Origin of the sequence: Bacillus sp. MYb56, from assembly GCF_002976445.1 — a bacterium.
GTDB classification, from domain to species: Bacteria; Bacillota; Bacilli; order Bacillales; family Bacillaceae_G; genus Bacillus_A; species Bacillus_A mycoides.
This window is the reverse complement of the sequence record NZ_PCOH01000004.1, coordinates 35119-48854: the sequence shown is the minus strand read 5'-3', so window position 1 is coordinate 48854 and position 13736 is coordinate 35119. Positions and strand designations below refer to the sequence as shown.

Annotated in this window: 14 protein-coding genes; 10 read left to right on the top strand and 4 right to left on the bottom strand. The window is 33.5% G+C overall.

Annotated elements, in window-relative coordinates:
* Positions 1-115 precede the first annotated feature (115 nt).
* Complete coding sequence (locus CQ058_RS07110) at positions 116-1093, top strand: HD domain-containing protein (RefSeq protein ID WP_002125846.1); 978 nt, start codon at positions 116-118, stop codon at positions 1091-1093.
* A gap of 484 nt (positions 1094-1577) precedes the next feature.
* Positions 1578-2189, top strand: coding sequence for a hypothetical protein (locus tag CQ058_RS07105; RefSeq protein WP_002188706.1), 612 nt, complete (start codon positions 1578-1580; stop codon positions 2187-2189).
* Positions 2190-2256: 67 nt separating this feature from the next.
* Here the strand turns inward: CQ058_RS07105 and CQ058_RS07100 are convergent, their stop codons facing one another.
* Positions 2257-3378: an anti-sigma factor gene (locus tag CQ058_RS07100; RefSeq protein ID WP_002193285.1), complete on the bottom strand. Its 1122-nt coding sequence runs from the start codon at positions 3376-3378 to the stop codon at positions 2257-2259.
* A gap of 5 nt (positions 3379-3383) precedes the next feature.
* Complete coding sequence (locus CQ058_RS07095) at positions 3384-3869, bottom strand: RNA polymerase sigma factor (protein WP_002188709.1); 486 nt, start codon at positions 3867-3869, stop codon at positions 3384-3386.
* 136 nt (positions 3870-4005) lie between these two features.
* Here CQ058_RS07095 and CQ058_RS07085 point away from each other — a divergent pair, with 136 nt between their 5' ends.
* Positions 4006-4908: an AraC family transcriptional regulator gene (locus CQ058_RS07085; protein WP_002188710.1), complete on the top strand. Its 903-nt coding sequence runs from the start codon at positions 4006-4008 to the stop codon at positions 4906-4908.
* A gap of 153 nt (positions 4909-5061) precedes the next feature.
* On the opposite strand, the gene CQ058_RS07080 is transcribed toward CQ058_RS07085, so the two are convergent.
* Together CQ058_RS07080 and CQ058_RS07075 are read right to left on the bottom strand one after the other, a co-directional pair.
* Positions 5062-6804: an ATP-binding response regulator gene (locus tag CQ058_RS07080; protein ID WP_002188712.1), complete on the bottom strand. Its 1743-nt coding sequence runs from the start codon at positions 6802-6804 to the stop codon at positions 5062-5064.
* A gap of 9 nt (positions 6805-6813) precedes the next feature.
* Positions 6814-7515, bottom strand: coding sequence for a response regulator transcription factor (locus CQ058_RS07075; protein ID WP_002011226.1), 702 nt, complete (start codon positions 7513-7515; stop codon positions 6814-6816).
* Between the two features lie 139 nt (positions 7516-7654).
* Here CQ058_RS07075 and CQ058_RS07070 point away from each other — a divergent pair, with 139 nt between their 5' ends.
* The 7 genes from CQ058_RS07070 (at position 7655) to CQ058_RS07030 (ending at position 13724) form a co-directional block, all read left to right on the top strand.
* Positions 7655-8503, top strand: coding sequence for a CPBP family intramembrane glutamic endopeptidase (locus CQ058_RS07070; protein WP_002140783.1), 849 nt, complete (start codon positions 7655-7657; stop codon positions 8501-8503).
* Between the two features lie 393 nt (positions 8504-8896).
* The gene (locus CQ058_RS07060) at positions 8897-9196 is read left to right on the top strand and encodes a hypothetical protein (RefSeq protein ID WP_001006056.1); all 300 of its coding nucleotides are present in this window, start codon (positions 8897-8899) and stop codon (positions 9194-9196) included.
* Between the two features lie 222 nt (positions 9197-9418).
* The gene (locus tag CQ058_RS07055; RefSeq protein WP_002188715.1) at positions 9419-10684 is read left to right on the top strand and encodes a M48 family metallopeptidase; all 1266 of its coding nucleotides are present in this window, start codon (positions 9419-9421) and stop codon (positions 10682-10684) included.
* A gap of 96 nt (positions 10685-10780) precedes the next feature.
* Positions 10781-11689, top strand: coding sequence for a DMT family transporter (locus CQ058_RS07050; protein WP_002188717.1), 909 nt, complete (start codon positions 10781-10783; stop codon positions 11687-11689).
* A gap of 78 nt (positions 11690-11767) precedes the next feature.
* Positions 11768-12445, top strand: a complete 678-nt coding sequence (locus CQ058_RS07045) for an S-layer homology domain-containing protein (RefSeq protein WP_002188719.1) — start codon at positions 11768-11770, stop codon at positions 12443-12445.
* Between the two features lie 75 nt (positions 12446-12520).
* Complete coding sequence (locus CQ058_RS07040; protein ID WP_080019337.1) at positions 12521-12685, top strand: S-layer homology domain-containing protein; 165 nt, start codon at positions 12521-12523, stop codon at positions 12683-12685.
* Between the two features lie 388 nt (positions 12686-13073).
* Complete coding sequence (locus tag CQ058_RS07030) at positions 13074-13724, top strand: S-layer homology domain-containing protein (RefSeq protein ID WP_002188720.1); 651 nt, start codon at positions 13074-13076, stop codon at positions 13722-13724.
* Positions 13725-13736: the final 12 nt, after the last annotated feature.

Sequence of the window (13736 nt, the reverse complement as noted above, 5' to 3'; positions counted from 1 at the left end):
CTGAGTGCTCTCTATTTTTTATTTAAAGGTACAAAATATTCGATTGAGGTTCTTTATTTACTCTCTGGAAAAAGAGATACTATAAGAAGACTCTGCTTGAAAAGGGGGATTTTAAGTGATCATATTAGATGTCATATACGGTGAGTTTAAAGTAGATAAAGTGTTAGAAGAATTAATTTTAAGTAAACCTGTGCAAAGGCTGAAAGGGGTTCATCAGGCCGGAGCAAGTTACTTAATGAATGAGAAATGGAATGTAACGCGCTTTGATCATTCAGTTGGTGCTATGTTGTTAATTAAAAAACTTGGTGGTTCAGTAGAAGAACAGATTGCTGGCTTACTACATGATGTATCGCATACTGCTTTTTCCCATGTGATCGATTACGTTTTTGATAACGAAAACGAAAGTTATCATGAAGAAATATTTAGTTCTGTCGTGAAAAACTCGGAAATCCCGGCGATTCTTTCAAAACATGGTTATAACTATGAAGATATTTTGTTAGATGATTCGAAGTGGACATTACTTGAAAAATCTGCGCCAGAATTATGTGCAGACCGAGTGGATTACACATTACGGGATATGTTTACATATGGATATATTTCTTTAGAAGAAGTTCATAGTTTTTTAGAGGATTTAATCGAAGTAGATGGGAAAATGGTTCTTCAAAATATTGAAATTGCAGAATGGTTTACGAAGACGTATTACAAAGAAGTAATTGATTTCTTTATGAAACCAATGAATATTTATGGAAACGATATGTTAGCTAAAACGTTAAAATTAGCTCTTCATAAAAAGATAATCCATCCAGATGATTTTCTTCTTGAAGATCATGAGCTTATTACGAAATTGCGGCTATGTAAAGATCAAGAAGTAGATGCTTTATTAAGAAAAGTTCATCCAAGTATAGAAGTAAAAGAAGATAGAAATGAGTATGATCTACATCAGAAAAATAAAGTGCGTCTTATTGATCCTCCATTACTTCGTGAAGGTGAAGTTGTTCGATCGTCTGTTGTATCGGAAAAAATAAGACAGATGAGCGATATCGCTTATGAAAAGGCGATAAGAGGGATGTATGTGAAAGTGATTTCTAATTAGTTTATTTGTAATAGGAAAAGGTGTCATCAATTATGATGACACCTTTTCGCTTTAAAGGGTTGTTCGTATGGAAATGTGTTACATTTTTACGAGACTATAATATTTTACCAGAGAAATACCTTTTATAGTAAAAAATAAATTTTATAAAGTTTTCCATCAAAAATAATTTGTGAAAAAAGTACTAATTTTTAATGTGACAAAAATAATATATTTTTCAATAATCGCTTTAGAATCTTTCGTTCTTTATATATGGATTGTTATATTTTTTAAGGTAATTTAAAGATTTTTGTCGTTTTTTGTTGTAATTTTCATATTATGATAAACGTAATGTTCGGAATCAGCCATTATAACAGAAAAATTTTTAAAAAACAGAATTGAATCATATTTCTTATTTTAATATAATTTATTTGTTAATTAATAACATATTTAGGGTATGATTCTTTATTGCGGTGAGAATTCTTTTTAGCATAGGAGGATTTACAGAATGGTTAAAACGGCAAAACCTGAAATGATGAATGAATTAAAAGAAACAGTTTACAAATTCTTTCCGAAAAATATTGTGAAAGAAGAAGGATTGTACGAGGAGTCCAAAGAGCATAAAAAGTTTGTAGACTTGAAAGAGAGTTTTATAAAAAACGAAAGCTCTCAAAAGGAAGTTTTGTCTTTAATCGAGTCAACATTTTGTGATTATCACGTGTCAGACTATACAGATTTAAACCCATATAATTGTCTAGAATATAATGTGTTACTAAATGGAAAAGAACCGATGTTAAATGATGATATTGATTGGATACGAAAATCAAGAGGCGAGCGCCTTGATTTAGGGGTTTTTGTTAGCTTACTTGATAAATATTATTATTACTACGTATTAAAAACAACATATGATGAAGATGTAAGGGAATGGACTTTTGAAACAATCGATGTAGAAATGGATACCATTTGTGAATTTGAGAAACTAATGAATACAAAAGGATTTGTAAGAGTAGAACGAGAGGTTGCTAGAACTGCAATTCCTGATATAGAAACGGAATGTTTACGTATGGGGGAAGTTAACGTATTCCACGCTTTATTCACGGATTCTGTTAGTGAAATATAGGTTTTAAATTATTAAAAAGGTTGTGTAGAAAATAGCTGCTATTTTCTACACAACCTTTTCATTTTCACTAATCAAACCAATTCCAAACCTCAATATCTCCAAGAGTCGCATAACGTACGTGCGGGGAGTTTTGTAATTTTAATAATTCTTTCGACGGCCCAGTAATGACAATGCCGTATACTTTTACACCGTTATCTTTTACATATTTATAACGTTTATCTAAGTTTAGTTCTTTCTCAGGAAGTGCTGCTATTTTACTTACCGTTTTTTTATGGATAGAAAGGACGCGCATCATTTCGATTACTTGATCTTCTGGCGTTTTGTACTTGTCTGCGTTACTATCTAGAAATCTTACATGTTCTGGAAATCCTGTAGCTTCTCCGCCATGTAAGATATAGTCATCTACATTTTTTCTTTCTTGTCCTGTATCTAAAGCGTACCATACAGGAGTTGGAGGGAGTTCTTGTGCTTCGAATATGCTATATAAAAGCGGTTCTAATTCTTTTAAAGTGTAAGTTTTATCAAAAGAAATTGCTACTTCTGCAACGGTTCCATCATGTACTTTTGCAAGTGTATCCCATACTTTTTTTGAGGAATCCTTTAAATAATCACCCTGCTTTGTTTTGGGATGAACAAAGAAGAGTTTTGGTTGATAGAACGGATTCATCCAAGTTTGTTTCGTGACATCTACAGATGATAAGAAGCTTTTTGTTTCTACTGTACCGAGTGGCATTTCTTTTTTACCGACGGTTCTTACTAAATCGAAGCTGCTGTTCGTACGGAAAAAAGCTTCTACACTTGTTCCGCCCCCCATAACACGGCTATTTGGGATAGTTGCTTCAAGTGCAAGCGAAGGAACTTCTCTAATTTCTTCTAGCCTTTTATCATTATTAGCTTGAAAATAAAAGGCTGATAATACCCCACCGATTATATATATAACGATGCAAATGGATAATATAAAACCAAACGTTTGTAACCGATGTTTCCACTTAATTCTCCAAAAAGGAACTTTAAGATCTTTTGGCGGTAATTTTTTCTTTACGGGTTCACTCTTCGCAAGCAATTCATCTAAATGAGCTTCACATTCTGCACAAGTTTCTATATGACTTTCTAACTGTTCTTGTTCGTCATGTGTGAGCGTTCCTTTTTCGTATTTCGTCCACAGTTTTTTAAACTCTGCACAACCCATCTGTATCACTCCTTTATGCTTTTCGTTTCTTTTCGTCCTCGGTGTAATTCAATTTTTACTTTTGCTAACGAGAGACCAGTCATTTCTGCTATTTCCTTATAAGAGAATCCGTAGTAATCTCGTAGTAGTAACACATTTCGTCTTTCGAGCGGAAGAGAGGATATACTTTGTAACCAACTAGCAATCTCATGTTTTACGAAATAAGAGTGTTCTGTACTTGGCACGTTTGGTAAATGGAATTCTTCAATTTGCGTTGTTTTATACTTCTTTTCTTTTCGGTACCAATCGATAAAGGCGTTGTAGGCGATTGTAAATAACCACGGCCTAATTTCTTCTCCTTTATAATAGTCAATATGGATGAGCATCCGGTAAAATGTTTCTTGCATGAGATCTTCAGCACTATGAGAATCTCCGGTTAGGGAGAGAAGATAGCGAAATAAATCTTGCATATGCTCTGAGTAAATTTCTTCTAATGATTGTTTGCATTTCACTACATTTCCCTCCCTTCATACATAACAACGAAATACATATAAAAAAGTTACAATTTTTACGAAATTATAGTAAAAAACGTCAAGAATTGGATAGGATTCTCTTTTATCATAATACATATAAGGCGGGTGAACAGAGATGGAAAGCTATGAAACACAAATTCAAAGGTCAATTGATTATATTGAGGAAGATGTAATGGAAAAACAAACGCTGCGTAATTTAGCACGTGTTGCAGGTTTTTCTGAGTCGCATTTTCATCGTGTATTCCAGGCGTTAGTAGGCGATACAGTAATGGAGTATGTTCGAAAGAGGAGGTTAGCCCGGGCAGCTTATCAACTTTCTCATACGGATGAAAAAGTTATTGATATCGCATTTGAGCATGGCTTTCAATCTCATGAAACGTTCACGAGAGCCTTTAAAAAATTATTTCAAATGACACCAAGTGAATATCGAAAACAAGAAATTGAAACACCAATGTATTATAGAGTGAATGTAAAGCAAAGAAAATTAAATCCATATTTAGGGGGCATACAAATGGAATATCGTATTGTAAATAAACCAGAATTTTTAATGGCGGGTTATGAGCTGAAGACGACAAGTAAAGAAGGAAAAAACCATCAAGACATTCCAGCATTTTGGCAAGAATATTTACAAAAAGATCTTGGAACGACGATTCCGAATCGTAAAGATACGAGCCAATGGGTAGAACTTGGATTATGTACTGATTTTAATTTAGAAACAGGGGACTTCACTTATATTATTGGAATGGAAGTTACAGACTTTGAAAATGTACCAAATGAAGTTGCAAAGCGTACATTCCCAGCGGCGACATATGCAGTATTTACAACGCCGAAAGTTCCTTATGAAGAAATGGTACCGTCTATTCACCAAACGTGGAATGCAGTATTCTCAGAATGGTTCCCGCATTCAGGATACGAACATTGCGGCGTTAATGAGTTTGAGCTATACGATGAACGTTCCCATGCAGATAAAAGTGAGTTCGCTCAAATTGAACTTTGGATACCGGTGAAGAAGAAATAATAGAAAGAAAGACCGTTCAAAAGGTATTTTTGGACGGTCTTCTTTTATTAATAGGTTGCTACTATTGTTGTATTTTATAGTTAAGTCGATATAATTTCATTTACTAGCGCGCTGCTCCGAAAAGAGAAAGGTGCTTTATAAAAGCACCTTTTCCTACGAACTAAACGGAAACACAAGTATAATCGTCGTTCCTTTTCCAAGTTCACTATCAATGAAAATCGTTCCGTTATGGGCATGAACGAGCTGTTTTGTAATGGCGAGACCAAGTCCTGTTCCGATGTTGCTTTCTTCTGTATTCGTTCCTCTGTAATATCGCTCGAATAGAAGTTCTTTCGTTTTATCATCCATACCTTTTCCATTATCTGAAATAGATAGTGTAAATGAATTTGCATTTTGCGAAAGTTTTACGATTACGTTTGTCGTTTCATTATTATGTTTTACAGCGTTTGCGAGTAAGTTTTCGATAATACGTTGGAACCATTTTTCTTCAATAAAATATTGGATTTTGCTTGAACTTGGCACGAATTCAATGTTTTGATTTTGTAGTGTCGGGTTATTAATAAATTGTAATAGTACTTTTCGGACGAACTGATTAATTTCAACATTTACGTGTTGCGCAGGAAGAGTATCATTTTTTAATTGATATGTTAAGCTTAAGTCGTCAATTAATGTAGTCATATATTGAGATTTTTCTTTCATTACATGGCCAAATTGTTGAATGTCTTGATCCGTCCAATTATATTGCTTCGATTCTAGTAATAATGCATAGCCGTATATAGAACTAAGCGGTGTTTTTAGATCATGCGTCAGGCCGGTAATCCACTCTTCACGTGTTTGTTGCAGTACTTTTCTCATTGCATCGTTCTTTTTCAAAGTAATAGAAAGGTGCTCTAGTGAGTTTGTAACATCTTTAAATATGCGGAACGACCATTTTTCTTTACCAGAGCGCCGAAACCGAACAGGTTTGCCTTTTTTACTAACAGGTTCTTCATATTTTCCTCCGGCTATGTTTTTAAGCCAGCTCATCGTGTGTAATAAAGGCTTTCCAAACTTATTTCCATACCAAATTGAAAGAATGACTAAATAAGCAAACACAATAAGGAGGATTAAGCTGCATCCGATTAGAAGTTTCTTGGTAAATATATCATCTAATTCATCATCTGGATAATAATGAGCGTTTGGGGCGGATACAACGACGAGATGACCGCTATTTGAATCGTAAAAACTAGATGTGTTTTCTTTATAATTCCACGGTTCTTTTTCATTAAGAGCTGTTTTTATAGCCGAAAATGTTTTTTTCTTCCCAGTTGGATAGGAAAAAACTTCTTCGCCATTGTTATTAAATATTTGCAGTGTTGCTTTTTCTTTAGAAAGTAATTGTTTTTCTTGTTCAGTTAATGCAAATTCATTTAATGATAAAGAAGGGTGTCCTTGTTGTATCGTTTTTAGTAATGCATTACTTTTTAGTTTGGCACCGTAAATAACGATCACTGGTTTCTTTTCTAATTTAATTTCCCAATAGTTAAATTTATAAATATTATTGCTGCCATTCTGTAAATACGTAAGTAAGGATGTCTTTGTGTAAGAGGTAGGAACATCGTTAGGCGTATTAAAGTTGTAAAGGACCTCTCCATCTTCATCTACAATTTGAAGCCAATCACTCTTTTCTATTATTAAATCTTTTACCTCAGATTTTAAAGTAATGTTATTGTCTTCAGAAGAAATATATTCGGAGATTGTAAAGGTATCATAATCAGAAATATTAGGTTCATATAAAGTACTATTAAGAAGAAAAATTAAATAAGAAAAAGAAGCAATTACTGCGATAAGTAACGTAACTAAGACAAAAACGTGTTGTAAAATAAACTGGATTATAAGTCGTTTATTAAAATTCATATCTTTAACCTACTTTGTAATGAACTTATAGCCAAGTCCACGAACTGTTTTTATGTATTCTGGTTTACTTGGATCTTGTTCAATTTTTTCACGTAGTTTTCGAATGTGAACCATAACAGTATTATCATCTCCATTATAGGCAGGTGCTCCCCAAACTTTTTCATATAATTCTTCCTTCGAAAATACGTAGTTCGGATTCTCACAAAAGAATAGTAGTAGTTGAAAGAGTTGAGCGGAACATTCGACAACGTTTCCATCTACTGTTAGTTCCGCAGAATGTTGATCAATTTCAAATCTCCCAAAAGAAAAGGAGTATATTCTTTGTTCTTGTATGTTTTGTTTCATATGTCTTCGGAGTTGAGCTTTCATACGAGCGACTACTTCTAGTGGATTAAATGGTTTCGTAATGTAATCATCCGCACCGTATGAAAATCCGGAAATTTTATCTACATCAGATGTTTTTGCTGTTAGGAAGAAGATAGGGCAATCCGTTTTTTGGCGAAGGATTGGACAAATGTCAAAACCGGATTGTCCAGGAAGCATTACATCTAAAATAATTAAATCGTAATTGTTTTGCTCGGTGAGAGATAAGGCTATTTCCGCAGATGTTGCAGTTGTAATATGAGAAAAACCTTCTTTTTCAAGAATGGTAGTTAGTAATTGTAAAATTGCTGTTTCATCATCAATGAGTAGAATATTTGCGTGATACATATGAATCCCTCCTAATTTCCTCGAATATCATATCATCTTTTTGTAACTTATGGAATTTTTAAGGAAATTTTAAGGTTTTCTTTCACAAAAAATTAAGATTCAAATGATATGATAAAAGTAACATGGGGAGGAGATGAATGTGAATCCGTTTCAAACGATGCGAGCTAGATATTTTTTAATTGTATTTGCATTACTAATTTTAATAGCACGAAGTAGTAATGAAGTGCTAGAAAATACATTTCATATACAGAATTCATCTTTTATAAATATGCTTATATTTTATATCCTTCCAATAATATGGCTTTTTTACGGATATAGAAAGCATCGTGTTTCATTTTCATTATTTATTAATAGAAACGAAACATTTAACCTAGTGCAAGTTTTGTACATCGCGATTATACTTTGTATGTTTAGTTACGGCTATCTTATTTTATATATGTACAGCTTTGCATGGATTACACCAGATTTTATTATGAATGCCTTGCATGAACCGATTATAGATAGTACCGGGGGATATGTATTTCAATTTATTAGGGTTGTATTTATCGCGCCTATTGTCGGAGAGTTTGTTTTTCGAGGGTTTTTACTGCAGCGTTTTGCAGCAAAATGGGGTACTAGTATAGCAATGGTCGTTGTAGCACTTTTATTTGCTTGCTTACATGTTGATTTCCTTGGTGCAGTTGTGTTTAGCATCGTACTATCAATTGTATATATTCGTACGAAAAGCTTACTCATGCCAATTGCTATTCATATGTTAAACAATGCGCTTGTGCTTAGTTCTTCTTTTTTAGTAAGTAGAGAAAAGATAATGAGTTTTGCCGATTTTTCGAACTATACGACATTCTTTCCAGGATTAATTATTTTTATGACAGGATTAAACTTAGTGCTCATCTTTTTATTTGTGAATCGCAAATATTGGAGTAAAGAAGTGCCTGTTATATATGCGGAGAGGGAGAAGAACTTTTCAAGTATAATAGGAGATAAATAAGGTAGAGAAGACGTTTGAGAAAATATTGAAGGAAATGATAGATTATTGTACTTCTATTAGATATAAATACTTTTCCATCAATAATGATACAGGAAATATTATTTTTCTTTTTATCGTGTTAGGGACATTAATAATAGTCAGCTTTATTATAGAAGAAATGATGAAGCGCATTTTCAGACAATATGTAGAAATGAAGTGAATTATGTTAGGACTCATAAAATGTTGGAGAAAGCAATGGGGACTTTTATTTTATCCCGCATTAACTGTCCGTAAACGCCCGATTGGTTCAACTAATAATCAGTGGGGATGAACAAAACCCCACTGATTAAAGTTTCACTTTATGAAAACTAAATCATTATTAATTCGAAATTTGAAAGGGATGTATAAAATTATATGAATGAAACAATATCGTCAAATAAGTTTTTTTATTTGATTGTACTGAGTTTAGTATTGATTACGACAGTAAATGTTGTTCTTCGCTGGGAGGAAGCTTACTTTTTTATGTATTTAGCGCTCCATTTATTAGGGATTTTATGCATAACGGGCGGAGTAGTTGCTGAGAAAAAGCATGAAGAAAGTATTAATTATATGTGTGTGATGGGTCTTATTTTACTTTTAACTGTACAAGGTATTATGAAATATAGTTCTTTTTCTTTGCAAGATTTTAGTTTGTTAATAGATGTACTTCCTTAAGAAGGATTTTAAGGACTATGAATATATACGATATGTAAAGGGCACTGGTTTGTAAGTACATTTCTTATACCAGATTATGAGCCGGTGAAACTCTTCTTGTAATAGAAGAGTTTTTTTATGTAAATTGAACGAGCTAGAGCAATTATCACGATTAGCTTGTTCTAATTTTGAAAGTACGAACTTACAATAATAATAGACAGGCAGCATAGAGGAGGGAATAGCGTGAGGAAAGTTATTGGGTGGTCGCTTTTTTTATACGTTGGGTTTGCGTTACTTATATATTGGTATTTATTTGGATGGAATCATGAACTCATTCCGGACATGTATAAAGGAACGAGTGCAGATCCAGAAACCTTTATGAATGCGAGGGAGCTTACGCTAAGTCAAGATTATTCGCGTGTGAAAAATTTACTGTTCTTTTTAGCGACGCCTCTTGAATGGATTATTTTATTATTTGTACTCGTGCTCGGTATTTCAAAAAAGTTTGAGAAATGGTCGAAGGAAACGACCAAAATAAATGTCTTACAAGTTGCGATTTATTTCTTTTATTTATCACTACTAACAACAGTTCTTGCATTACCGATGCAATGGATCGGGCGTAAAGTGTCCGTTGATTACGGAATATCTACGCAAAGCACACAAAGCTGGATAAAAGATCATGTCATCGATTTTTGGGTGAACTATGCGACTATGTTACTCATTGTTACGGTTTTGTTATGGCTCATCCGTAAATTTCCGAAGAGATGGTGGCTAGCAGGATGGGCGCTCTCTGTTCCGTTTACGATTTTCTTAACGTTTGTGCAACCTGTTGTAATTGATCCACTTTATAATGATTTTTCAACGCTGAAAAATAAGGAATTAGAAACGAAAATTTTAGCGATCGCAGATAAAGCTGATATTCCAGCTAAACACGTATATGAAGTAAATATGTCGGAAAAAACGAATTCGTTAAATGCGTACGTAACGGGAATTGGCCCTAACGCCCGTATTGTAATGTGGGATACAACACTTAAGCAATTAAAAGATAAAGAAATTTTATTTATTATGGCCCATGAAATAGGGCATTATGTTATGAAACATATATATTGGGGTGTTGCGAGCTATGTGTTGCTATCGTTTATAGGTATGTATTTAATTAGTCGTATTATAAATATGTGTATTCGAAAATGGGGAGATACACTGCAAATTCCAAAATTAGCATGTTTCTCAATTTTACCTTTATTTTTCTTAATTTCCTCTTTATTATCTTTTGCAGCACAACCAGCAACAAACTACGTTTCTCGTATAGAGGAACGAGCGGCAGATCAATACGCTTTAGATATGACGAAAGATGGAAAATCAGGTGTGAAAACTTTTCAATATTTATCAAAGACGAGCTTAAGCCAAGTGAATCCGCCTGCATTAGTGAAGTTTTTCTTATATACACATCCACCGATTTTCGAAAGAATTCATACGTTTGAACAATATGAAAAAGAGAAGAAGCAGTAGTGTACTGCTTCTTTTTATTGTGGATGATTCGAGTTTTGGAAAATTATAGTGTATAATACGTAGAATATTCAGTTAAATATTTAGGAGGTTAATATTTTGTTTCATTCAAAATCAATGCCGGCTATAAAAATGATCCTTTCGATGTCTATTTTCGGATCGATTGGATTTTTTTCTGTCCAAACGGGTTTACCATCTTTTGAATTAGTATTTATTCGTTGTATTTGTGCGACTTTATTTTTAACGCTATGTTGGTTTGCAACAGGACAATATAAAAATGAGAAATGGAATAAAAAAGAAATTGTGCAAATATTAGCGTGTGGCGTATTTCTCGTTTTTAACTGGGTGTTTTTATTTAAAGCGTTTGAAGTCATGTCGATTACCATTGCGATTTCTGTATATCATCTTGCACCGATCATCGTATTAATGATTGGTAGTATTGTATTTAAAGAGAGGTTAACAGCATTTGCGGTTCTGTCCATTACCATATGTTTCATCGGTACAGTTTTAGTAGCTGGGGTAGATGGAAGTATGTCGCTTGAGAAACTTATGTCGTCTGGAATGGTGTGGGCGCTTCTTGCAGCTTTATTTTATGCATTTACAACGTTGCTCGGAAAAGGAATTAAGCATACGAGTGCATATGCGATGACATTTTTACAAACTTTTTTGGGTATATTTTTATTGCTACCATTCGTAGATTTCGGGAAGTTTCAAGGATTAACAGAGATGAACTGGATGATGATTACTGCGACAGGACTTATACATACTGGGTTTGTATATTACTTATTTTTTGACAGTTTAAGAGATTTACCGACGAGACTTATTTCTGTATTAGTGTTTTTAGATCCTGCTGTTGCAATACTATTAGATACAGTCTTTACTGGATTTAGACCGACTAGTATGCAAATTGTAGGGATTATTCTTATATTTGTAGGAATGGCGTTTACTTTTCGAAAAACGAGGGATGAAAAAGTAGTGGTAAAAGAAAATACGTATTATGAAGTGTGAAAAATTACCTCCTATCGTATTTAGAATTTTCTTATTTTTTTGTACAATATAAAAGTAGGAAAATAAAGGAAGAAGCGGATGAGAGAGATGAAAAAGTTATTAAAGATAGCGACATCATTAACTTTAATAGGGGGGATATTTGTTAGCGGTAATATTGTTTCAGCAAATACAGATGGAATTCAACAATCTCCACCTCCACCTGATATTATGCTAGAATTTGATGATTTAGCAAATGATCATTGGGCTTATAATGAAATTATGAATTTAGTGTATCACCGGATTATGTATGGCTACGGAAATGGGAAATTTGGTGTAGAAGATAATGTAACCCGTGAACAAGCAGCAGCAGTACTGTATCGCGCACTAGATTTGAAACGAAATGTACATATTGAAAATCCATATGGAGATATTGACGGGAAATCAACAATGTTTCCTTATGAAATTTTACACTTAACAAAGATCGGTATTTTTAAAGGAGACGAAAATCAGAACTTCCGTCCAAAAGATACGTTAACTCGTGCGGAACTAGCGCAAATTTTGGTAAAAGCATATAATCTGAAAGCAAAACGACATCATACATTTACAGACGTATCAGAGGATTATTGGGCAAGAGATGCGATTAGTGCGCTGCAATCTAATAACGTTGTAGCAGGAACAGGCGCTGGGAAATTTGAACCTGAAATGCTTGTAACACGCGGGCAATTTGCGAAATTCTTAAAAAAGACAATCGATAATTCGCCAGGGAAAATGGAATAAATAAGAGCTACATTATTATGTAGTAAAAGTGCAAATAGATCATATTTGTACCTTTTGTATGAAAAGTGAAATGACATATCAGAAAATCATTGGGCTAAAGATTTGATTAGCGCCTTACAGTCTAATAAAGCTATAGTTGGAACGGGTAATGGTTTATTTGAACCAGAAAAACTTGTAACCCGTGAACAGTATGCGAAGTTCTTAAATATTGCAATTCAAAGATTCTACGCAAACGATTAATCTATGAAGCTCGAAAAAAGCGCAAATATGATATTTGCGCTTTTTTTGTCTATAAAGTGAAATTTTTATAAGTGAAGGACTTGATTAGTAGATAGTAGAATATTGTATATATAACATCTTTGCAAAAGCTTTTGTTTATCCTTTTTGAAAATCAAAGAGAGAAACTAGAGCGCAAAGATAAGAATATTTCTTCAAATGATTTGCATGCGATTCAGAATACCAATTGGAATTGAGAGCGAATTGGCTCACCTAGTAATCTTCAAAATAATAGATGTTAAAAATGCAATATATTACATACGGTTTGCAAATGCAGCATATGTAATATGGGAAAAGAATTTAGTCTATTATTTTCCACTTTTAATAAAGTGGAAATGAAGGAGAGAGGACAATGAAGAAAAAAATGTTCCGTATAATGGCGGCAGCGACTATTATGGGTGGATTATTGGTAAGCGCAAATGTTCCTAATATAAAAGCAGAAGAATATCCAGAAATGATTGTATTTGATGATGTTCCAGTAGAACATTGGGCATATGAATATATTATAGAAGTGGCGTATCATAAAGTTATGCTAGGTTATGGAAATGGAAAGTTTGGTGTAGGTGATAATGTAACCCGTGAACAAGTGGCGGCAATACTGTATCGCGCACTTAATATAAAACATGAAGGCCCATTAAAAAATCCTTATAAGGATATTTCTGAAAGATCAACAATGTTTCCAAATGAAATTTTAGCATTAACAGAGCGCGGTATTTTTAAAGGTGATGAGAAGGGGAACTTTAGACCTAGAGAAACAATAACACGTGCAGAGGTAGCGCAAGTTCTTACACAGACATATTCCTTTGAAGCGAAGCAACAGCATACATTTAAAGATGTACCAAATAATTACTGGGCAAAAAATGCAATTAGTGCTCTGCAAGCTAATAATGTCATAGTAGGAACAGGGAATGGAAAGTTTGAACCAAATAAAGTTGTAACACGTGAGCAATATGCAACATTTTTAAATAAAGCTATTATTAATTTTCATTTGAAAGATGAATAACATGAAACGGAA

Bases quoted from the DNA above. Each gene is read 5' to 3' on its own strand.
- CQ058_RS07105 (WP_002188706.1), top strand. From the start codon at position 1,578: ATGGTTAAAACGGCAAAACCTGAAATGATGAATGAATTAAAAGAAACA.
- CQ058_RS07100 (WP_002193285.1), bottom strand. From the start codon at position 3,378: ATGGGTTGTGCAGAGTTTAAAAAACTGTGGACGAAATACGAAAAAGGA.
- CQ058_RS07085 (WP_002188710.1), top strand. From the start codon at position 4,006: ATGGAAAGCTATGAAACACAAATTCAAAGGTCAATTGATTATATTGAG.
- CQ058_RS07080 (WP_002188712.1), bottom strand. From the start codon at position 6,804: ATGAATTTTAATAAACGACTTATAATCCAGTTTATTTTACAACACGTT.
- CQ058_RS07075 (WP_002011226.1), bottom strand. From the start codon at position 7,515: ATGTATCACGCAAATATTCTACTCATTGATGATGAAACAGCAATTTTA.
- CQ058_RS07060 (WP_001006056.1), top strand. From the start codon at position 8,897: ATGAATGAAACAATATCGTCAAATAAGTTTTTTTATTTGATTGTACTG.
- CQ058_RS07045 (WP_002188719.1), top strand. From the start codon at position 11,768: ATGAGAGAGATGAAAAAGTTATTAAAGATAGCGACATCATTAACTTTA.
- CQ058_RS07030 (WP_002188720.1), top strand. From the start codon at position 13,074: ATGAAGAAAAAAATGTTCCGTATAATGGCGGCAGCGACTATTATGGGT.